Genomic DNA, 22807 nt, shown 5'->3' with positions numbered 1-22807 from the left:
TGCAGCTCCCATAGTCTACGTGTATTCAGGCTGCTCCGTTTTTCCAATTAATTAATTGTTTCTAGTCCCATAATAGTTTATAGAAAAACAATCTTTAAAAATGAATTAGTTTTTACACTGACTATATTTAAAATTATAAATAACTAGCATGAAAAAGTAGCCTTTTTTTAAGAGCTAAATTAAAGATTGTTCGTCTTTACAGGTTGGCTATTTTGTTTTGTCCCATCCTCTTTTCTGCTTATCAAGTGAAACTTCCATCAGTCGTGTTTTTCCTTCATCCCCCACTGATGGTTAATTGAACCACCCGGACCTTTACGGACAGTTGATTTCCCACCTATCTTCCTCGATTTCTCCTAAGCAAGAGGTAAGAGTCTTACTGAAGTTAAAGAGTGGATAAAATATAAACTATCTTCATAGATTGTCTTTTTTATCCCATTCAGATCATTTTTGAATATGTTATTTAGTGTAAAATGAATGGGCGGTCGATAATGGATGAATGGACATTTTAAAGAAATATTCGGATCTGCTATCAATACGATCGGTACTATCCAAGCAGCGATTGGAAGTACCCCCTTCTTCCATTTGTCTAAAGAAACGAATTATCAGCTTCTTTTAATTGGTAATGTATTACAAGGAACAGGGAGCGCATTATCAGCTGACGGACAAGGGACTATTTCATTAGAAAAACTGGGAGATGAAATTCAAGCTATCGGAAATTCAACAGTTATAACCGGCTTAGTGCTTTATAAAATAAGTAATACCCCAGCCGAGCAAAAATTAATTATTACAGGTAGCTGGCTGCAAGCTCTAGGAAGTTTTACTGGACTTACAGATGAATTTTTTGATAGCACAGCAGACGGAAGAATTGAAAATATAATTGGCGGTTTGTTACAAGGGATTGGGAATTCTTTGCAAGCAATTAACAGAACAGAACAATTAAAAGGCATAAGTAACCAGCAAAATCTCGGGTCAATCGGCAGTTGGATTCAAGCGACCGGAGCTGCCATTTCACTTATCGGCCAAGTAAAAGAAGAATTAGAAGAGATTGCATTAAATATAAATGAATAGTGAAGCCTTGGATTCGCCTTTGTAAGTAGAAAAAGAAAAAATCTTCCTCTTTTCTAAAAATTCAACTCAAAATGTTTTATTAAAATGTAGTCAATATATCAACCATAAATATCCCGTTGACAAAATAGCTATTCCCTTTTATTTGGAGCAATCCCTTTTATCAGCATTTCCGTCCATTCTTCTGTATAAGGTGCGATTTTTTCATAAACTACCGGACTTGAAATACCTTCAACAACGACTTGGAAATAAAGTAATAGAAATTCATCCGAATATTTTAGATCAACCTTCCCTTCCTTGCGACCACGATGGAATAAATCTAACATCATACTAAACGTTTCTTGGGTATACTGCTTCATCAGTAAGGATAATCCATCATCCTTTTTTTCCGTGATATACCTCATCATATTCAGATAAAAATCCTTATTAATTTTCTCTAATAAGGCAATTTTATTTTTGCTCAAGGTAATCAGCGTTTCTTCAAAACTTTTATTTTCAGCCATAATTAGCATTGCTGCTTCTTTCATTGTATCTAAATTGTACTTGAAAACTTCATGAATGAGGTTCTCTTTATTGCCAAAATACTTAAAAATAGTGGCTTTCCCAACATTAGCATGTTTGGCAATCTCCTCCATTGTTACATTTCCTCTACCTGTATTCATCAGCTCAAAAGCCGCTTCTAAAATTTGTACTTTCTTTTCCTCAGTCCTTTTTTGAAAACCATTCAATTCTAATGCCTACTTTCTATCCTATTTATTCAAAAATTTTTACTCAAGATTAGCATCTTCCTTCCTAATATATTATATATAAAAAAATATGAACTATCAAATTCAAAATAGTATTTTACTATTGACTATATTTTATAAAACCAATAATATTGAACTTATAAATGAACTTTAGTTTAAAAAGAGGTTTGTAACAAATGAATTTTAAACCAAAAATAAACATATGGTTTTAAACTTCTTCTTAGACCGGAAAGCACGTTATGACATGATAACAAAATTTTTACAGAAGGAGTGTCATCGTTATGACAGAGATTGTGAAATTACAAGGTTTACAAAAAAAATTCGGTAAGTTTCAAGCATTAAGTGATGTGACCTTTACGGTAAATGCTGGAGAAGTGGTCGGCTTTATTGGTCCGAATGGTGCTGGTAAATCGACTACGATTCGTACATTATTGGGAATTATTAAGCGTGATGCCGGTATTGCCAGAATCTTTGGGAAAGATGTTTGGAAAGACAGCCTAGAAATTCATAAACGTATTTCGTATGTTCCTGGAGATGTCGCACTTTGGGGCAGTCTAACAGGTGGGGAAATTATTGATTTATTCCTTAAGTTACATGGCGGCGGAGACAAGCAAAAACGGGATTATTTAGTTAAACGCTTTGAATTGGATACAAGAAAGAAAGCAAAAGGATATTCAAAAGGGAATCGTCAAAAAGTGGGTTTGATTGCAGCTTTATCTGTCGATTCTGATCTATATATTTTTGATGAGCCTACTTCTGGTCTGGATCCATTAATGGAAGCGGTATTCCAAGAAGAAGTGGAAAAAATCAAAAACCAAGGAAAAGCTATCCTTCTATCCTCCCATATTTTAAGTGAAGTGGAACGCTTGGCTGATAAAGTTGTAATCATCCGTCAAGGAAAAATCGTAGAATCAGGTACGCTTAATGAATTACGCCACTTGACACGTTCTACGATATCCCTAGCAACTCAAGATGATGTGGCAAAAATAGCCTCTGTAAATGGTGTACATGATTTTACACAAAAAGGTAATCAAGCAACGTTCTCTGCGGATAATCAGCACATCCAAGATATTTTAATGGAAGCAACTAAATTAGGCGTTATTAAATTTGAAGCAGTTCCGCCAACACTTGAAGATTTATTCATGCGTCACTATTAAGGCTAGCTATGATATGGAGGTGAAAGAACGATGAAGGAAAAATTTGCACGTTGGGATACCCTGTTTTTACAATTTCTAAAACGTGATTGGAAGAAAATATTTTTTTGGATTATTGGGATTGGCTTGTTTTCGGCAGGATTTGTTCCAGCTTTTGAGGAGCTTTACAAAGGGCAAAGCTTGATTGGAATGTATGAAACATTACAAAGTCCTGCAATGACATCCATGATTGGACCAACTCCGATTGAAACAGGAGAGGATTATACAATCGGAGCAGTATATACGCATAATATGTTATTATTTTGCGGATTGTTTGCGATGATTATTTCTGCTTTACATGTAGTAGGCCATACACGTAAGGAAGAAGATCTCGGTCTAATGGAGCTAGTCCGCTCCTTTCAAATCGGACGTCAAGCAAACTCTCTTGCCGCTATGATAGAAACAGTTGTCATTAATGTATTACTTGCACTTATAATTGGCGGGGTCATGGCGAGCTTTGGTGCTGATACGATTACAACTGAAGGTTCGTTCTTATTTGGAGCATCCATTGGAATGGCTGGTATCATCGGCGCTGGGATTGCACTCGTTATGGCGCAAATTATGCCAACCTCCTCAAGTGCAACAGGGGCATCACTGGGTATTATAGGAATACTTTATATTATTCGTTCCGGTACAGATGTGTCCAATGTTGATTTATCAATGATTAACCCAATGGGATGGACCTATTTAACGTATCCATTTACGGAAAATAACTGGATACCTATTATCTTTGCCTTGATTTTTAGTTTTATCGTGACAGTTATAGCCTTTGTTCTTGAAGGCGGTCGTGACATGGGAGCTGGCTACCTGCCTGAAAGAGCAGGGAGGGAAAACGCAAAAAAATCCTTATTATCCGTCCCAGGATTATTCATTAAGATTAACAAAGGGAGTATGATTAGCTGGCTACTTGCTTTTATAATTATGGGAGCAGCATATGGATCCATTTATGGAGACATGCAATCCTTTCTTGAAGGTAGCGATATGGTAAAGCAAATGTTTACACAATCTGGATTTTCTCTTGAAGAATCCTTTACCGGTACGATTATGTTTGTAATGATTGGTTTGGTTTCTATTTTACCGATTGCGATTGTCAATAAACTATTCGCTGAGGAAAGCCGCTTACACTTAAGTCAACTTCACGCTACTAAAGTGACTCGTGGCCAATTGTATTGGACCAGTGTTGGTTTAGCGATTTTTGCTGGTTTTATCGGAACCTTACTAGCGGCTGGTGGTCTTGGTGGCACAGCTATCTCAGCAATGGGAGAAAGTACAACAATGGATTTCGGTGATTTTCTTGCCGCAGGCCTCAACTTATTTCCATCGGTGTTATTCATTACAGGCCTTGCCGCGTTAGCGCTCGGTTGGGCACCGAAACTAGGAAAAGTTGTTTATGCGTATCTTGGTTACTCTTTTATCCTAAATTACTTTGGAGGTATCTTGGACTTATCAGACGGTTTTTCCAAAACAGCGATTCAAAGCTGGTTTCCACAAATGCCAATGGAGGACTTTGAAGCACCAATATTCATTACGATAACTGTGATTAGTATAGCATTACTGATAATTGGTTACGTTGGTTATAAGAGACGAGATATGATAGAAGGAGCATAACTTACAGGCTTTATCGCAAATATGAATTGTATTATATTTATCATTAGGCTCTGTTATAACTGAATATTGATTTTACTGTGTTTGAAAAATAAACGGTATACTTCCGTTTAAATTGGGAAATGTCCATATTCCCTTAAAAATAAGGAAGGTTTATCCGTTTATCCCACTCTTAACGGGCAGTTAGACCCCCACCTCAAACTGCTGAAAATCGAAGAAGCTAGGTGTGGGATAACTGCCCGTTAAGATCCGAAAAGTTCAACTAACCATCGGAAGGTTCCCTTTGCCCTTTTCCAATGATTTCAAGTAAATAGGCTGAGGTATCATTTTTATAAAGATCTAATCTGTATCAAAAATGATACTTCTTTGTTTCAACATATAAGAATGGCGTCCAATAGCCGATTCAGGTCTACTGGACGCCACTTCTTTAAGTGTACTGAGAACTCATTTAATATAAAAGAATATTTTTACCTGCAACTACTAATTTGCTTTAAACCGTCATCTTCCAACTAGACAAAGCCAGCCAATTCTCTTTCTCTTTATAATCAGGCATCAGTTTTCCAACAAGCCGCCAAAAGGAGCGGTCATGATTAAGGTGAACCATGTGACACATTTCATGAACAACGACATAATCAATTACCTCAAGAGGAGCCATTGCTAACCTCCAATTGAAGGTTAATTGGAAATTGGAATCACAGGTTCCCCAATTGGTTTTGCTATCTGTAATACGTATCGATCGAGGCTTTGTTTTAAAGTTACTTTGATAGAAGGAAATTCTCTCTTCTACTAAAGCCTTAGTCCGCTGATAATAATATCTTTTCAATAATTGTTTTATTTTTTCCCTATCAAGTTGCTTTACATAGATATGCAGGATTTCTTCTAAAAACGCAACTCTCTCTTGCGTAATAGTGATATCCTGGATAATTTGAATAGGATAGGAATTACCTAAATAAAGAAATCTTTCATTATTCTCATATACCTTTTCCTGTGGCCCATCCATTCTTTTCTTCATTTCTTGTACTTTACTATGGATGGAATCCCAGTTTCCCTCTAACACTTGAATTATCCGTTCATCAGGCGTCTTTTTTGGTGCTAAAATTTCTATATTTCCATAGCCATCTATCGTAATCCCAATGGAGGTACGATTTTTATACTTTACATCAAAACGTATGGTTTCCCCTAAATAGGTATGTATCATATCATCACCTGACAAATCCTTTACTGCTCTTATCCCCTATATTTAATCGCTAATCCTTTTAAGAAGTTTCTAGCGAAATTATCTAAGCATACTTTATAATTTTTATGCCCTTCTTTTCGTAAAAATGCACCTAGTTCCCCTTTTGATACATTTAATCCCGCTTTTTTGAATATATCTATCATATCCTCTGTCGTTAGTGCCAGCGCGATTTTGACTTTCTTTAAGAGGATATTATTTACACTCGTATTGTTTTTTATTGACGATTCAGGTATAGTTGGTTGGCCTGGTTTCAGCTCTTGCTTTCCTCTTTTATAAATAATAAAGCCATTTAAAAATGAATCTAACATACTATTCGTCAATTTCATTTGATCATCATTCTCTGCTTCTTCATCTGACTTTTTAAGTATTTTTACTACCTCAGGTACGGATATCTCTTTCCCACCAAGCTTAAATATTTCTGCCATTTCACTATTTTTTATTTCTAATGCGTATCTTAAACGAATTAATATATCATTATTTTCCATTGTTTGACCTCCAATTTACAAAACTACATATTTTTCAGTTTAACTTTTTTCTTATTGCAAAGACAACACTCTAGGACATTTACTTTATCTAAATAGCTTTGTTTTTATCATAATACGGAAAGCGAATTGTAGTAGCTGTTCCTTGATTTTTTGAGCTTGCAAATTCGATCTTGCCATTATATTTTTCGACGATATTAAAGCAAATCATCAAGCCTAAACCTGTTCCTTTGCTTTTTAAAGAATAAAAAGGGGTACCAAGTGATGCCACTTCTTCCTCCGACATTCCTTTTCCATGATCGATTACTTTTATTACAACAAAATTCTTTTCCTTTTCAGCCGTTACCATTACTAAATCACCATAATTAGAAGCCTCAATCGCATTTTTTATGATATTTATGAGTAATTGTTTTAATTCTATGATGTTAGCAGAAATTGTACAATCATCTGTTACCTTTAATTCAATCCGATTATCATGTAATAGTCCATAGGAATGGAGCAAATCTGTAACACTCTGGAGAATATCCTTAACATCTACTATCTCTGCAGCTTGTTCTTGCTCTGGCTTTGCCATCGTTAAGAATTGTGAAATTACCTGTTCAGCCATATTTAATTCATCAACCATTAGAGTAAAATGACGTTTTTGATCAGAGGAAAATGAATTATCCTTTTCATATAACTGCAAGAATCCTTTCACAACGGTTAGAGGATTTCGAATCTCATGGGCCACAGCAGCTGCAAGTTGCCCAGATGTCTTTAGACGCTCAGACTGCTGAATTTGTTCATAATATAATTGCTGCTTTTTCATTCGCCCATTCGTTAAATAAAAAATAAAATAGATGATAATTTGGCTCGCAATAAAGTTTAAAACATTTCCGATTAAATCCTGTTCTAAATAACTATATTGAGGCTCTTGATTCGTAAACATAATGTAACCAAATAAAAATAAAATTAATCCCCCATTTAAGAACAAGGTAAAATAAAAAAGCTTTGAATTAAAAAATAAGATTGATAGGGCTGGTATAAAACATAGTAAAATAAAGTTAGACCCAGTATCTGGGTAAAAAAGAAAAAGGGAATAGAAGTAAATTGATGCTAATACGATGATACTTATTCTAAAAATATCTGTTTCTTTTTTGGGATAAAGTAATAAACAAATAGACAAACTGAACGCCCAGATAAGTTGAAATATAAACCCCCATCCACAATCGCTTAATCGTGGGTTATCAATAAACAACCCCCCTATGATAATAGCTATAATAGCCCAAACGACAATATAGTAAATTTTTATATTAAAGTTATTTTTAATCTCCTTCATGGATACCCCTTAATCTCTTAATCTTTATACACACTTTAAAATATATCATTTTTTTGAAATCAAAGGGGTAAATATAACTATTTTTTCACCATCTTGATAGGTTGTCTTGGTTTTACATTAGCATTTAAGTGCCGATATCAAAAAACTGAAAATTATTTTTACCGTGTTTCTTTGCTTTATACATCGCTTTATCTGCTAGCAACATTATGGTATCAAGATCATTTCCATTTTGAGGATAAAGAGAAATTCCAATGCTTAATGTCACTTGATCTTGAAAGTCCGAAATAAATAAAGGCATATTGTCAATTATTTTTTGGGCTATTACTATACAGTCTGTTTGTACAGCATTGGGGAGGATTATGATAAATTCATCTCCTCCAAACCTTCCAACTACATCTTCTTCCCTTATACAAAGTTTAAGGTATTCACTAACTTGCTTTAATAAGAAATCTCCCTTAGCATGTCCATAAGAATCGTTGATTTGTTTAAAACCATCTAAATCAACAAACATAATCCCAAAACTCTTATTCATTTGTTCCGATACTTTGATTACTTGATCAAGCTCCTCAAGCAGACTTCTGCGATTTGGGAGCTGGGTTAAAGTATCTAAATAGGATAATTCCTTTAACCGTTGGCTATCTTTTTCCTGAACCGTTACATCTCTTGCGATAACTTCTCTCGCCGGTTCCCCATCGAACAGGATATAGGTTGATTTCGCTTCAATGTAGCGGACATTTTCATCTTCCTCATATAAATTAAAATGATGGATTTTAAATTGCTGATCCACCTCGTATTTATCACTTGATGATTTTAAGCTTTCATAAGATTTAGCATTCAAAATTTCTTTCCAAGGCAAGTTTATCAATTCAAAAGGTTCCTTAAATCCAAACAATTTTGCACCTGCATCGTTTGAATAGACAAGGATTCCTTTTCGATGAACGTAAATAGCTTCAGGTGAAAGATCCAGTAATTTTCGATACTGCTTTTCTTTGTCTGCTGACTGACGAATGATCTTTCTAAGAAGGACCATAAGTAAGATGAACAAAAGAAATTGGAGAATTTGAACTGCAATAGTGACAATCATTTCCCAAGTTTCTTTTGAAGCAGTAAATCCAACAATCATTTCCATAATTGCTAAAGCTACTAATATAAAAAAAAGTCCTTTTATTTTTTTTACAAAAAAATTCATATTTATTCTCCTAAAAGTAGACCTTGTTCAAGCTTATACTAGAGACCTTAGTAAAGGAAAGCGAAAGATATCAAAAATTTCTATTAGTAGAATCTCCAATCTTCTTCTGAAACAGAAGATTGGTTCTATCCATTGTTTTACCAAAAACAGGATAAGTAAAACTTAATATATATGCAGGAAAAATAGTGATTTAACTACTGCATCTAAGCTTGTTCCTGCCCCCCTTCCAAACCTACTCTATCGGTATCTTAAATATAAAAATAAAAAAAATAATCACAGCAGCACTTACTACATACGTAAGCTTGGGTTTAGTATGATGCAAAAGAAGCATTGGAAACATCAGAAAATAAAATAGTAAGGACCACCACAATGTCCAACCATTGGAATGTGTCATATTGTGTGTTAAAACAAATATATATTCACCTATCATATAAACGACAATCCACTTTAAAATAAAAAAAAATTTTGCTAAAATTGATTTTTCGATTGGATATTTAGACAAAAATAACAATGCTGTTGCAGGTAAAAATATTAGTGAAAATGTTAAATTAGTTATTAGTTGTGAAAATAACGGCCAATCCGGTTGATAATTCCACAATTTGAAATCACTGCAAATACAATGATATAGGAGGTCGCATAAACTAATAAATAACATGGTAGTGTGATATTCTCGCCATTTATGGACAGTTCGATACTTCCAATTAAGCAAGAGGATAACAATGTTCACAAGTAAATGCATATTGGCTTCTCCTTAAGCGTCCATATATAAATATTCTCTTCCTATTTTTTCCTGTATCTGTATTAATATCCTTTTTGTTTATTATTTTGTCCGATTCACATATATTCACAAACCCTTATTTACTATACAGCACTATAGAATTAAAAATAGGAAAAAACGAATTAGAGATTTCTCCCGTTCATTCCGTTCATTCCTTCCCTTCATTCTTAGTCATGCATATCAAATAATTTTTTTCTCCTTTTTATAAGACTCCATTTATTAAGATGGATATTTTCATATAAAAACTGAAAAGCATATAAGATTAAAGTTAAAAACATAAAAACATACATTAATTGATTTTTTTTCATTCGTATTAAAGACGCTACACCGAATTTTGTTAAGATAGGTACTGCACCATATGTAAACATTCCATCAAATAGCATATTCAATGCAAAATATCTAAAGAACTTGCCATATGTCCATTTTAATATCCATATCGAACCAACAAAAAATGGACCAAGCATAAAAGGAATTACTCCCGATAATCTAGGATGAAGTGTTTCATACCACCACCACCATTTTCGCTTTTTGGCAATGACATTGACTAACCTCACCATTAAAGCAATAAATACACCTGCTGGAAAATAATGTTTAAGTTTTTTTTTACCTAATAATAGCACAGTAACCCAAGGTATTATCATGGTCAAAGACAATAATGTCTTTGAATATTTCATTATTTTCATTCTATCCACCCTTTAAACATTCATTAAAACTATTATTCCCCCAAAAGTACGCATCCTATAATTAATTATAGGATGCGCACTGTAAAAAAATGTATTTACAATAGTGTTATCATTTTCGTTTAGCCAATTGAGACTTTTGTATTAGTTAGTATAATAGCATTATCTAATTAAATACAAAATAAGGAAAATACACTACTTATCGACAGGTAAGGACGAAAGCCAAAAAACAAGGTAGTTAGCCGACAAAGGAACTAGAACAAAGAGGCTGGGACAAAACTAAATAGCCAAGCTGTAAAGACGAACACTCTCTAATTTAGTTCTTAAATAAAGGCTACTTTTTCATCCTGAATATTTAGGATTTTAAATATAGTCAAGTGTAAAAACTAATTCGTTCCATTGCGCTACGAACACTCTATGCGCCTGGCTACGGGTAATAACACCAACTATAGTAGTTTATATTTTTTAGAGGGGCATTCTGTTTTACTCTCAGCTGTTAGTAATAATATGTTTACAATAGCTAGATCATTGCTGTAACTATTATTCTTAAAGCATACACTAAGCAAAAAAAAATCAAAATAAAACATCTACACTACTCTTGCTGTTAGGCTGTCTATGTTATTTTTCAGGAAATTGCCATTGGACTTACTAAGAATATGTATATGTTACCCACCTCTGATCGGGTTTTTATGACATTTTAATTTTTATCGTGATAACCACAACCTTATCCTGGGTATTTATAATTCGCCCTTTCTTACTACCTAACTTTGATGATTATTCATTGTTAACGCTAGTTACTTATTTAGCCACCCAATAGCTGATTTATCGGTGTGTTTCGTCTGAGATTTGGCACTCTACTACCCCTTATCTCATTTTAAAATCTACATAAGCGAACAACTAATAATTAATTTTGTCTCCTTAAATACCTATGAAGCGTGTAAAACCATCTTCTTCAATCCATCTAATCATTAGCTGCTTCCATTTATTTTGGGTAAAAAAATAATAAATTCTGTCCCTATATCTTTTTCACTTTTCACTTGTATTTTCCCTTTGAAAGATCGAATAATTTGATAGCTTACCATCATCCCTAATCCTGTCCCACTTTCCTTTAATGAATAAAATGGATATCCAAGCCTGTCCATTTGCTCTTTTGTCATCCCAATTCCTTGATCCTTAATGCTAATCCTTATAAATCCATCATCCGTAGAAGTAGAGGAAATCCAAACCATTCCACCATTCGGCATAGACTCTATCGCATTTTTCACGATATTAATCAAAGACTGATTTAATTTTTGAGCATTAGCGTGTATCCAACCATCTTCAAGAATTTCTGTTTTAATCTGAACATTATGATTCAGACTATAACCTTGTATAATTTTTACAACACGGTGTAATTGATAACCAACATCGATTCTTTCACTAATGTTGTTGACAGGCTTTCCAAATGCTAAAAAATCATTAATAATTTCATTAGCACGATCTAATTCTTCTAATGATATTTGTATATATTCCTTTTTTCCTTTAGGCAAATCAGGATCGTTTAGAAGTTGTAGAAACCCCCGTGCAACTTGCATCGGATTTCTAATTTCATGCGCAAATACACTTGTTAATTCACTTATCACTTTTAGCTTCTCCGCATTTTGCAACTCTGTTCGAATCTGATTAATCTCAATAATTGTTTCATATAACACTATGAAGAACCAAGTAGCTATTGCACCAAAGATAAGTTGAAAAATCTGTACTTTTGTATAATCTATAGAAAATCCTCTTAGAATAATAAAGATAATAAATCCAATAAAACAGTAGTAAAGGCAAAGACCAACCGCAATTTTTACTCTTTTACGTTTTTCCGACCTTGCAAAATATTTTTGAAAAATCAATATAACAGGTATGGATAATAATAAAACAAGAACAGTATTATAAAATCCTATTCCAAAACCGGAATAAAGGCGATAAGCAATTATAAGTGCTGAAAGAAAAATAGAAGACCAAAATCCTCCGTATAAGCTCCCCAATATCAGAGGAACAATTCTTAAATCTAGCCGTACATTTTGACCAAGACTCACTGGAAATGACATGCAAAATAATATGGATATTCCCCATAAGATAGACATGAGAATGTTTCTATTTTTATGACTCTTCACCTTTTCCAAAACAAATGTAAAGTTAATAAATATGGGTACTACCATAAGCGATAGTTGTAGCAAAAAATCCTTTATTATACTCATAATCTTTCCCTTTCCTATTCACTTTTACTGCAACAATATAAGGACTAATCTAGTATAGTCCTGTTCACTATGTTTCATTCTGTTTCGTACATACCTTTATATTAGTCAACTCCCCCCACTGAGATGACTCGTTTCAGTAGGGGCATGAGTTTGAACTCTAGGTCTTTTTGCAATATTTCTAGGCAGTTTGACGCTCTAGAATCCATGCACCCTTTGTTGACACCCCAAGTAGATTTTTGGTTGGTACTAGCAACGAATGATTGCTTTTCCACTTGCACCACCCTTTTGAAAAAGTGCAGTTCTTCCTTGCAGAAGACGCTACCACTCAAGAATTGCACTGGCGTGTACTACAAGCCCCGACAAGCCGAGTACACATGGATGGTTGACACACCTACTAAGCTATGCGTGAAGCAACAGCCTTACGTTTTTGTACTTCTAATGTAATTGGCACCTTAATTTTGATATTTTCGTCCCTTTTCACCACTTCTGATTTTCGCAAAGTATTCAACGCGCCATTAATATCTGCGTGAATACATTGTCCAGTTTTACTACGATACAAACCGCAAGTTTTTCCAACATCTAGGAGTGTTTGTACTTGTTTCTTTAAGCAATCATTAGAACTCCTGATTGTTCTTCTTCAAATCGTTTTGATTCTCACTTACTATCTATGTAATCATATAGATCTAGTCATATAGATCTAGATATTCTTGTCCTTTATATCTTCTCCCAAGAACCGATACACGTTGTATTGGGGGAAATACGATTTGCTTTTTTTAGTCCATCGAAATAGCCCAGTTTCCAAGGCATCCATGGTAACAGACGTACATTCATGGATAATACAAGGTCCTAGAGTTTTGTAATCTTCTCCTAATGGTCGCAGCAGTTTCTCGATTTACTATACCCAACGTTTTCCAACAAAGTAACAATACCAGCAATTTCGTCCTTGTCGAATGAGCTATGTGACAGATAGATATCGAATACGTGGGACAGCGGAGCCTTTGTTCCCTTTGATAATAACAGGCCAATACTTATATCATTATTTTCGGATTTCATCTTAGCATACTCAACAAGGACTAGAGCGTTAAAATCTGAACGGAAAGATTCATTGATTCTTTGTAGAATATAATAAGTTTCTTCAGTGAGTGAAGCTTGATTCGCTGCCAACCGATGCATATATACGTAACTCCTATCTTGTCTTTTGTCTAGGTAACTTAAGTATAAGATATTTGGAGGTTACGTGTATTTTTTTTCTTTAAATTGAAGCTTACCCCACCATTAGTATAGAACCACTATTTCTTAATTAAAGCCTAAAAAAACCCTTAAAAATGCTATTCATAAGCAATTTTTAAGGGCTTTTAGTTATTCACTGGAATAGACTATTTGCACGTGTTTTTTCATTTACTCAGGATAGAGTGTTTTTTGACTTTTTAACTCTTATACTATATAGGTTAATGTTAGGAATATCAAAAACTCTCTATTAATTACTTAATAATTTGTTTAGCATTTCTTCTCTTAACAAAGTATAAACCAATTCCAACTACTATTAACATAACTCCTGCAAGTAAAATGTTAAAGCTGTTTGTCGCCGTATTAGGAAGCTCATTAGCTTGAGTTGGAGCCTTAGAAGAATCTGGTTTAGCTTCAAATACACCATACGTACTGAAGTGATCTGTATAAACTGACACTGCACCATTCTTGTATTCTCCACCAACTAATTCCCAAATTTCTCCCTTTTCATTCCAATAATAAACTTTTACATTTTTAGGATTTTTGACTTGTTTTGAATCAACTTTGAATGTAAGTTTAACTTTTTCATCGAATTCATGGTATGTTTTCCCATCAGCCTCAATTGTGAAGTCATAAGCTAAAAGTGAACCTTTCGCTTCCATTTTCTTCACTTTTATATCCACATTTTCAGATAAAGGCAGAATTGAAGCTGGGAATTGTATCTCTACATTTCCGTTACTTATCACGATTGATGCACCTGCATCTTGTAAAGCTTGGATTTGATCTTTAGTTAGTGTAAATGTTGCATTGATGTTGTTATCAACATTGATAACAACTACACCATTATCTGCAAGATTTGCAAGTGCAGAATCACTAATTTTATATTTGTTACCATCCTTAATTACGTTAGGTTTAATTTCTATTACTTGATTTGAATTACCAGGGTTTTCTCCTGGATTTTCTCCTGGTTCTTGACCTGGTTCTTCTCCTGGTTCTTCTCCTGGTTCTTCTCCTGGTTCTTCTCCTGGTTCTTCTCCTGGTTCTTCTCCTGGTTCTTCTCCTGGTTCTTGACCTGGTTCTTCTCCTGGTTCTTCTCCTGGTTCTTGACCTGGTTCTTCTCCTGGTTCTTCTCCTGGTTCTTGACCTGGTTCTTCTCCTGGTTCTTCTTCTGGAATTTGACTCACATCAATAATTCTTCCTTCAATTTCAGTAGGAATGCCTTCGTTCCCAAGGCTTACTAAATGATCACGGAAGTTTTCCCAATCAGATAGTCCTAGGTCAGTTACACGGCCTTCTGCATATGCATCGGCAAAAACGCCATAGCCGTCGCCACCTTTAGCAGTAAAAGCGTTTGTTGCAACTGTATACATCACATCATCTTGAACTTCTACATATTTACTATTTTCATTTAAATACGAAACAGATACAATTCGCTCTCCAGCTGGTTTTGTACGATCATATACTACTTTCCCACCTGATACATGTAAGAAGCCACCATTTTCTGTTGGGTATTGACCTAGAGAAATTTCAAATGCTTCTTTTAGCTCCGCACCCGTTACATCCATGGTTGCTAAGGTGTTGTTAAACGGTAGTACAGTGATTATTTCTCCAACTGTGATTGGTCCTTCTCCGATTGATGCACGGATACCACCACCATTTTGCAATGACATGATAACATTTTTACCAGTGAATGTTCTTGACTTCTCAAGCATTCCATCTGTAATCAAGTTACCTAATATTGTTTCATTTTTACGGACACTAGGATTTGTATCATCACCGTTCGTACGTGGGCTTTCCAATGCAATCGGTGTAGACACGCCAATTTCTGTTTGAGCCACTTCATTAACCTGTGCTTTAAATGGTGCTAATACTGCTAATGCTTCTTCATCCTCTGTTTGAGCACCAATAGCTACTAAGTGACCATCATAAGTCTCAACTACACCATTTTCATCAAAGTTTACATTTAAAACGCCAAGATTTCCATTAGAGTTACCAGTTTGAACAATTATAGTAGGTGTTGAATCCTTTTCCACAATAACTGGTTTGTCTAATGTTGTATGGCTATGTCCGCCAACAATCACGTCAATCCCTTCGACTTTTTCAGCAAGGATTTGATCATTATCAATTGCTGCGTTATCGTCATATCCGATATGAGTCAATGCGACAATTCGGTTGACACCTGCTTCTTCAAAAGCTTCTACTGCTTTTTCAGCTTCTTTCAGATAGTTTTCGAATGCAATGGATCCTGGGCTAGAAATATCAGTTGTTTCTTCAGTCGTTAAACCGAAGATACCAACTTTCTCCCCGTTTACTTCTTTCACAATTCCATTGTAAATCTTACCATTTTCAACATTCGATTCGATCGATTCGTTCTGAAGTCCATCAAATTTAGCATCATTCGAGAAATCAACATTTGCACTTACAAACGGGAAGTCTGCTCCCTTAATAAAATCAACCAACGCTTGATGGCCTTCTGCTGAAGAACCTAAATCAAATTCATGGTTTCCAAAGGTCATTGCATCAACGCCAAGCAAGTTCAGCATCGCTAAATCTGCTTTACCTTGGAATTCATTAAAATATAATGTACCTGTAAATTGATCTCCTGCATGAAGGAGAAGTGCATTTGGATTTGCTGCTCGTATTTCTTTTACAGCAGTAACAGTCTTCGGCATGTTATCCAAAGCAGAGTGAATGTCATTGGTATGGATGAGTGTTAAATCAGGTACTTCTGGTAATTTAGGTAAATCAAGTTGAATCAATACTGGATCATGGTCAGATGCTTGTCCAGTTGCTTCTGTAAAGTTTGCGTTAATATGAATCATATCAGCTGTTGTTATATTTGCTAATTTATTGGTCACTAAAATATGGTCTAATACTTGGTTGTTTCCTTGGAAGAAATAAGAGAAGCGATCTTCAGCAGGAACCTTTTCCACCATATTTGTTAAGATATCACCTTTTAGTGTTTCAAGAACTGGTGTGAATTCGAAATCATTCATGTCTCCAGTTACAACCACATTCAAGTCAGGATTTTTTGCAAGACCCGCCTTAATGAAGTTATTTACTTCTTGTGCCAGTTTTAGGCGCTCCGCTTCCGAAGACAATATTGGTGGCTGATTAGCTCCCCATAAGGATTGATCTCCACCTTTAGAATTCAAGTGATTTCCAATCACGACAACACGTTGACCCTTGAATTCAAATTCTGCAGCAAGTGGTTTACGTGTGTTATTAAATACTTCAGGGTTAACAACACCTGGGTTCAATGTCAGGTTACCCGTTTCCGTCCATCCATTTGCATCAGTTGCTGTCCCCTTCGTTCCTTCAACCAACGTCACACGTTCAGGGTTGTAAAGATAGCCAACACGGATATTTCCGCCAGGAGCTCCACCGTTTGCATTATTTATAGGAGCTACGTCTGTCCATTTATATGTTGGACCACCTGCAGCAACGATTGCATTTATTAAACGTTGATAGCTTTCTGATGCATCTGTATTTCCAGAATTAGTTTCTCCATCATTATCTTGAACCTCTATTAAAGTAATGATATCAGGAGACTTCATATTGTCTACAAATGACTTTGCAATTTTTGCTACTTTGGCATCTGGAGTGTTTGATTTGTTATTTGAGAAGTTTTCAACATTGTAAGAAGCAACAGTTAATCTATCTTCTGCTGGCACAATATGAGTAACTTCTTGTGTTAAGTTTGATTTTGTTAAAGTAGGTAATTCGTTCTTATTGACTGATAGTTGATAGCCATTACTTGAATAAGTAACGACACCTACTACATCGCCATTAAACTTATCACCCGGTTGGAAGTTACTGCCTACATTATCCAAAAAGATTTTTTCAGGGTTATAATCGTCTTTTGCGATATTTAGTCCACCCTGATTATTTAATGTATTATTTGTCGTGCTTTCCACAATAATTGGCACATCATTAGAATATGGTGGTCCAACTACAAGAGCATCTGGGAATGAAACGCGCATATATTCAACAGATTCCCAAAAGTCGATTCCATCTTCTTCTGAATCAAAAGATTTCATTTCATCATTGTCAATTACTTTATTTGGCGGGAAAATATCTTTCCCAATAACTAGTGGATCAGGTAGTTCAGCTGTACCATTTTTGGTAACTGTCGTTCCAGTAATTTGTGTTTTGGAAAGGTTAGCTCCACCCCCATATTCTGTAACTGTTCCATTAACAGATACTTTATCACCAACAGAAACACCATGAGATGATTTGTATACTTCGATTGCTTCGGATGTTGCCTTATCTGTATCTTCACCATCAACATCCTGCATAACAAAACTGCTTGTACCAATTACGTAGGTTACAACACCAGTAATGTTAGTAACGGAAGCTCCATTATATTCGGATATATGTCCTTTTCCTTGAATATCGTGGATTCGAATATTTTCAGTATTTAGAATTTTAAAGGTAAAGCTAAATACATCACTTACAGTACCATTAGCAATAGCAATTGCTTTAATAGTAGTTTCTCCTGTTTCTAAAGCGATTGCTTGAGTATATTTTGTGCTTGTTTCAGTTGGCGCGGAGCCATCTATTGTGTAATAGATATCCGCATTCTCAAGACCTGATTTTAATTCGACCTTTGTACCAGCTGGCACTACACCACCTTGTGTTTGTGTTGTATAAACGGCTGGCTTGTTCACTAAATCATAGCTATCAAGACCAGTAGTTTTCAGATGGAATCCAGTTTCATCAACAGATCCGATTCCTGTAAGATGAACTTTATCTCCTTCTTTGTAATGCTTAATTAATTCATCGTAAGTAGAGCCTGTACGATTATCGTGAATAACTCGCACCTTTTCTCCACTTTCAAATACAGCTTGGAATGTAGCTGTTCCATAGCTATCTTTCGTCATTTCAGAGATTGTAACATTTTGTAATTTAAGTAATTCGCCTTGTGTGGATGCAGTTACTTCAGTAACAGACTGTGCCACAGGTAGTTCATTCTCTGAGGAAACGATGTCAAGGCTTGCTGGTTCAATTTCCAGTTCGTTTTTATATGTTTTCAATACGCCAGTAATTTTTACTTTCTCTCCTGGCTTAACGGATTTAGGGCTAGCATATACAAACATCCCAGCAGTTGTATCTTGCAAATAGAAAGTTTCGCTTCCCCAAAGTCCTGAATTCGTTGTCGCAACTCCTTCTATAGTAACCGTATTACCCGCACCAAGCTGACGAGCATCTGCGATAGAAATTGCAGTAACTGGTTCTGTAGGCTCTTCAGGAACGACTGTGCCTACAGTGTGCGTTCCCAGATCATCAAAGAAATTAATCCCTTTGCTAGTCCATTCTATATTTCTATCAAAAGTATCTGTAATATTTTTGTCTCCTGTTAGAACATCGCTATTTCTAATAAGAGTGACATCTTTGGCAAAATCAGCTGATGAGCCAACTTGACCAATTGAATCAATGATCGTATCTCCTTTTAATAGAACAAGAGGATCATTACCATTAAAGTTAATTACTGATGAATTTGCAAGATTGCCTTTTTCTTTTATTTTTTCATCGGCTTGACCATGATAGAGTACATAAGTTTCACCATTTTTTAATGTGCCAGATAGAGTAAGTTTTTGTGAAACTCCCTCTGCCCCATTTGTATGAATACCTAGACTATACTGACTTAAATCAAGGTCAGATCCTGTTCCATTATATAACTCAATAGCCTTATTAAAACTCGATCCCTCTATATATTCAGAGATAATCAAATCAGCAGCAACAACCGTTTCGGCCTTTACATTCAGATTAGCTACTGGTGAGAATAAACTAAAAAGTATAGCAATTATCGTGATAATACTAAGATTCCTCTTATTTCTTCTTTTCATGTTTTTTCTCCTCTTATTATTAGATTAGCTTCATGTTTCGGACATCTCGAAATGATAATATCTTGTTTGATACTAACATACACCAGTGCTGAAAAAAAAACGCTTATATTCCATAATGAGATGACAACCACTAAGGAATTTTTCTGTTAGAAATTATCCTAATAGATTAGTAGGTTTTATATATGTAGCTTCCCACACATGACTTTTACACAATCCACTGTAAATCTACAAAATTAGCTATTTTCTTTGTCACATCCTTTGTAAGACAATATTGTTGTAGCACAAAAACAGTTATAGGACTATACACCTATACATTTGAAACGGATATACTAGTTTGTATTTTTACTATCAAAATATAACAAACCTACCCGGAATCATTGTATAATGATATAAATCTGTTAACAAGCACATTTACAATAAAATTAAGAATTTACAAAAAATTTAATAATTTCAATACATTTTGTCATAATATGGATAGGTTTGGTATAATTCAAAACTCTTTCCGTACTTAAAATTAATTGATTCATAGTATAATTTTCTAGTCATAAAGACCCTTCTTCCAATATATATTGTGCGATAACTAATTTTTATCAGAAGGTGAGCTTTTTTTTGAAAAGGCTCTGTTATAACGGAATGTTGATTTTATTGTGTCTAAAAAATAAATAGTATAATTCTGATTAAATGGCAAAATACTCCTATTTCCTTAAAAATAAAGGCGGTTTTTCCGTCTATAGTATCCAAATCCTTGGTTTTTGTCTTATTTAGAGCAGTTAATCGGAATATCTCTGCTTATATCTGCTACTTAAGCTCCCTCTATATACATTAACCGGAAATTCTCCGCCTATGAATCCTCCTATCTACAAGAAAATTAACAACGAATAATAATACAGCCTTCCAATAAACAACTAGAGGTATAGATATAGCCCTTAGAGATATATTTACAACTCCTCTAATTAAGCAAATAAAATAACTGTCGAAGCTAGGTCAAATCTACAATCATTTTCTCCGCGGTATTTTTAGCATCAAGGTTATTGACAATAAAGATATTTATGTTCGCATTTTGACCTTGAACATAGTTTAATGTTCTAAAATATTTCTTTATATGTTTATCATCCTTATATTCTCTAAAGTGCATTTCACTTGATGTATCAAGAGAATTATAGATGGTATGAACATTACTAGTAATATCATTGACCACAAAAGCATCAGCACCATATGCTCCATAGTAGAAGTAACTACCGTGGTTGATCTAATTTATTTTAATCGTTAATTCTTATCCTATTCTTCAACTAAAAATGAGCTGCCTATAGACTTTACACACTAAAAGTTCGATTTAAAAACCAACCAATTATTTCATTTTTTATTCAACTATTCCCATATGGGAAAACCGCCTATCATATTGTATAATAGACTTTTATCCTATAGTGAGACGCCCAAATAAATATCATTCAATAATCTCATTTAATTAAGAAGGGGCAAACTTCAAGTTAGCCCCAAAATTAAATTGCATTTTGCACAAATAATAAAATTCAAGTTAGAAAATCTAGACTAAATTTAGTATGATATCCACATGTGATATAAAAGAAGGGGTTAAAATAATGAGCGTATTAAACGTACAAAACTTAAGTCACGGTTTTGGTGATCGTGCGATTTTTAATGATGTGTCTTTTCGACTTTTAAAAGGGGAACACGTTGGATTAGTTGGAGCAAATGGTGAGGGTAAGTCTACTTTCATGAATATTGTTACCGGAAAGCTGCAACCCGACGAGGGGAAAGTGGAGTGGTCACGAAAAGTTCGTGTTGGTTATTTAGATCAGCACGCTGTACTTCAAAAAGGGACAACCATGCGTGAAGCTTTGAGTACTGCTTTTCAATATCTTTTTGATGCTGAATCAGAGATTAATGAACTTTATGCAAAAATGGGTGATGAAAATGCTGATATCGATGCATTACTTGCAGAAGTTGGTGAGCTACAAGAAACGTTAGATAGTAATGACTTCTATCAAATTAATTCAAAAGTAGAGGAAGTTGCTCGTGGTCTAGGATTAGACGATGTTGGACTCGATCGAGATGTAGCTGATCTTAGCGGTGGGCAACGTACGAAAGTTTTGCTAGCTAAACTTTTGCTAGAAAAGCCTGAAATCCTATTACTTGACGAGCCTACAAACTATTTGGATGAACAGCATATTGAATGGTTGAAGCGCTATTTACAGGAATATGAGAATGCATTTATCTTGATTTCACATGATATTCCATTCTTGAACAATGTTGTTAACTTGATCTATCATATGGAAAACCAAGAGTTGAATCGCTATGCTGGTGACTATGATAACTTCTTAAAAATATATGAAATGAAGAAGCAACAGCTAGAGTCTGCTTACAAGCGTCAACAACAAGAAATTGCTAATTTGAAAGATTTCGTCGCTCGTAACAAGGCGAGTGTCGCGACTCGTAATATGGCGATGTCTCGTCAAAAGAAGCTCGACAAAATGGACATTATTGAATTAGGGAAAGAGAAGCCGAAACCAGAGTTTAAATTCAAAGAAGCTCGTGCTGCTAGTCGTTGGATTTTTACGGCTGAAGATCTTGTTATAGGTTATAACGAACCACTTTCTCGCCCGCTAAATTTGAAAATGGAACGGGGACAAAAAATCGCATTCGTTGGTGCAAACGGTATTGGTAAGTCTACTCTTCTAAAAAGTATTCTTGGGTTAATCAATCCACTTTCTGGTACAGTGGAACGTGGTGATTATCAACACATCGGTTACTTCGAACAGGAAGTTAAACAGTCCAACTACAACACTTGTATTGAAGAGATTTGGAGCGAATTCCCAAGTATGAATCAAGCTGAAGTCCGTGCTGCTCTTGCTAAATGTGGATTAACGACGAAACATATTGAAAGTAAAATCGAAGTGCTTTCTGGTGGCGAAAAAGCCAAAGTTCGCTTGTGTAAAATTTTAAACACAGAAACGAATTTATTAATTCTCGACGAACCTACCAATCACTTGGATGTAGATGCAAAAGAAGAATTGAAGCGTGCTTTAAAGGAATATCGCGGAAGCATCTTGATGGTATCCCACGAACCTGATTTCTATCGTGAAATTGCGACTGATATTTGGAATTGTGAGGATTGGACTACGAAAGTGTTTTAAATAATGATTAAGGGGTAGCCAAATGAAGATAATTTCACTTGGGTACCCCTTTTGTTAT

13 protein-coding genes and 1 pseudogene are annotated in these 22807 nt (G+C 34.9%); 4 read left to right on the top strand and 10 right to left on the bottom strand.

From position 1 onward, the window contains the following. Positions 1-492 precede the first annotated feature (492 nt). Positions 493-1068, top strand: a complete 576-nt coding sequence (locus tag AB3U99_RS04085; protein WP_400245676.1) for a DUF6944 family repetitive protein — start codon at positions 493-495, stop codon at positions 1066-1068. Positions 1069-1196: 128 nt separating this feature from the next. On the opposite strand, the gene AB3U99_RS04080 is transcribed toward AB3U99_RS04085, so the two are convergent. Continuing rightward, positions 1197-1793 (bottom strand): TetR/AcrR family transcriptional regulator, encoded by a 597-nt coding sequence (locus AB3U99_RS04080; protein WP_400245674.1) that lies wholly within the window; start codon positions 1791-1793, stop codon positions 1197-1199. 299 nt (positions 1794-2092) lie between these two features. On the opposite strand from AB3U99_RS04080, the gene AB3U99_RS04075 reads away from it, so the two are divergent. After that, complete coding sequence (locus AB3U99_RS04075; protein ID WP_400245672.1) at positions 2093-2968, top strand: ATP-binding cassette domain-containing protein; 876 nt, start codon at positions 2093-2095, stop codon at positions 2966-2968. A 30-nt stretch (positions 2969-2998) separates the two neighbouring features. Beyond that, on the top strand, positions 2999-4612 hold the full coding sequence (locus AB3U99_RS04070; RefSeq protein ID WP_400245670.1) for an ABC transporter permease: 1614 nt from the start codon (positions 2999-3001) through the stop codon (positions 4610-4612). A 487-nt stretch (positions 4613-5099) separates the two neighbouring features. Here AB3U99_RS04070 and AB3U99_RS04065 read toward each other — a convergent pair whose 3' ends face one another. The 9 genes and pseudogenes from AB3U99_RS04065 to AB3U99_RS04025 all read right to left on the bottom strand — a co-directional run bounded on the left by AB3U99_RS04065 (position 5100) and on the right by AB3U99_RS04025 (position 19597). Beyond that, positions 5100-5807: a M48 family metallopeptidase gene (locus AB3U99_RS04065; RefSeq protein ID WP_400245668.1), complete on the bottom strand. Its 708-nt coding sequence runs from the start codon at positions 5805-5807 to the stop codon at positions 5100-5102. A gap of 29 nt (positions 5808-5836) precedes the next feature. Further along, positions 5837-6331: a DUF1456 family protein gene (locus AB3U99_RS04060; protein WP_400245666.1), complete on the bottom strand. Its 495-nt coding sequence runs from the start codon at positions 6329-6331 to the stop codon at positions 5837-5839. An 88-nt stretch (positions 6332-6419) separates the two neighbouring features. Next, positions 6420-7646: an ATP-binding protein gene (locus tag AB3U99_RS04055; RefSeq protein WP_400245664.1), complete on the bottom strand. Its 1227-nt coding sequence runs from the start codon at positions 7644-7646 to the stop codon at positions 6420-6422. Between the two features lie 124 nt (positions 7647-7770). Then, entirely contained in the window at positions 7771-8835 is a 1065-nt protein-coding gene (locus tag AB3U99_RS04050; protein WP_400245662.1) for a diguanylate cyclase domain-containing protein, read from the bottom strand. Positions 8836-9067: 232 nt separating this feature from the next. After that, complete coding sequence (locus AB3U99_RS04045; RefSeq protein WP_400245660.1) at positions 9068-9574, bottom strand: CBO0543 family protein; 507 nt, start codon at positions 9572-9574, stop codon at positions 9068-9070. 206 nt (positions 9575-9780) lie between these two features. After that, the gene (locus AB3U99_RS04040; protein WP_400245659.1) at positions 9781-10296 is read right to left on the bottom strand and encodes a hypothetical protein; all 516 of its coding nucleotides are present in this window, start codon (positions 10294-10296) and stop codon (positions 9781-9783) included. A gap of 965 nt (positions 10297-11261) precedes the next feature. Beyond that, the gene (locus AB3U99_RS04035; RefSeq protein ID WP_400245657.1) at positions 11262-12521 is read right to left on the bottom strand and encodes an ATP-binding protein; all 1260 of its coding nucleotides are present in this window, start codon (positions 12519-12521) and stop codon (positions 11262-11264) included. A 394-nt stretch (positions 12522-12915) separates the two neighbouring features. Continuing rightward, positions 12916-13089 (bottom strand): annotated as a pseudogene (locus tag AB3U99_RS04030) (RNA-guided endonuclease TnpB family protein); the annotation flags it as partial. A gap of 913 nt (positions 13090-14002) precedes the next feature. After that, positions 14003-19597 carry a 5'-nucleotidase C-terminal domain-containing protein gene (locus tag AB3U99_RS04025; protein WP_400245656.1) on the bottom strand — a complete coding sequence of 1865 codons (5595 nt, stop codon included), beginning with the start codon at positions 19595-19597 and terminating at the stop codon, positions 14003-14005. 1598 nt (positions 19598-21195) lie between these two features. Between AB3U99_RS04025 and AB3U99_RS04020 the strand changes: the two genes are divergently transcribed. Then, on the top strand, positions 21196-22749 hold the full coding sequence (locus tag AB3U99_RS04020; protein ID WP_400245654.1) for an ABC-F family ATP-binding cassette domain-containing protein: 1554 nt from the start codon (positions 21196-21198) through the stop codon (positions 22747-22749). Positions 22750-22807: the final 58 nt, after the last annotated feature.

Source organism: Niallia tiangongensis (assembly GCF_044704065.1).
Classification (GTDB): Bacteria; Bacillota; Bacilli; order Bacillales; family Cytobacillaceae; genus Niallia; species Niallia tiangongensis.
The sequence above is the reverse complement of the archived record's forward strand: the minus strand, read 5'-3'. Positions and strand labels throughout refer to the sequence as shown.

What these genes read in the sequence shown, in the direction of transcription:
- AB3U99_RS04085 (WP_400245676.1), top strand. Translation starts at nt 493, where the DNA reads ATGAATGGACATTTTAAAGAAATATTCGGATCTGCTATCAATACGATC.
- AB3U99_RS04075 (WP_400245672.1), top strand. Translation starts at nt 2,093, where the DNA reads ATGACAGAGATTGTGAAATTACAAGGTTTACAAAAAAAATTCGGTAAG.
- AB3U99_RS04070 (WP_400245670.1), top strand. Translation starts at nt 2,999, where the DNA reads ATGAAGGAAAAATTTGCACGTTGGGATACCCTGTTTTTACAATTTCTA.
- AB3U99_RS04065 (WP_400245668.1), bottom strand. Translation starts at nt 5,807, where the DNA reads ATGATACATACCTATTTAGGGGAAACCATACGTTTTGATGTAAAGTAT.
- AB3U99_RS04060 (WP_400245666.1), bottom strand. Translation starts at nt 6,331, where the DNA reads ATGGAAAATAATGATATATTAATTCGTTTAAGATACGCATTAGAAATA.
- AB3U99_RS04055 (WP_400245664.1), bottom strand. Translation starts at nt 7,646, where the DNA reads ATGAAGGAGATTAAAAATAACTTTAATATAAAAATTTACTATATTGTC.
- AB3U99_RS04050 (WP_400245662.1), bottom strand. Translation starts at nt 8,835, where the DNA reads ATGAATTTTTTTGTAAAAAAAATAAAAGGACTTTTTTTTATATTAGTA.
- AB3U99_RS04045 (WP_400245660.1), bottom strand. Translation starts at nt 9,574, where the DNA reads ATGCATTTACTTGTGAACATTGTTATCCTCTTGCTTAATTGGAAGTAT.
- AB3U99_RS04040 (WP_400245659.1), bottom strand. Translation starts at nt 10,296, where the DNA reads ATGAAAATAATGAAATATTCAAAGACATTATTGTCTTTGACCATGATA.
- AB3U99_RS04035 (WP_400245657.1), bottom strand. Translation starts at nt 12,521, where the DNA reads ATGAGTATAATAAAGGATTTTTTGCTACAACTATCGCTTATGGTAGTA.
- AB3U99_RS04025 (WP_400245656.1), bottom strand. Translation starts at nt 19,597, where the DNA reads ATGAAAAGAAGAAATAAGAGGAATCTTAGTATTATCACGATAATTGCT.
- AB3U99_RS04020 (WP_400245654.1), top strand. Translation starts at nt 21,196, where the DNA reads ATGAGCGTATTAAACGTACAAAACTTAAGTCACGGTTTTGGTGATCGT.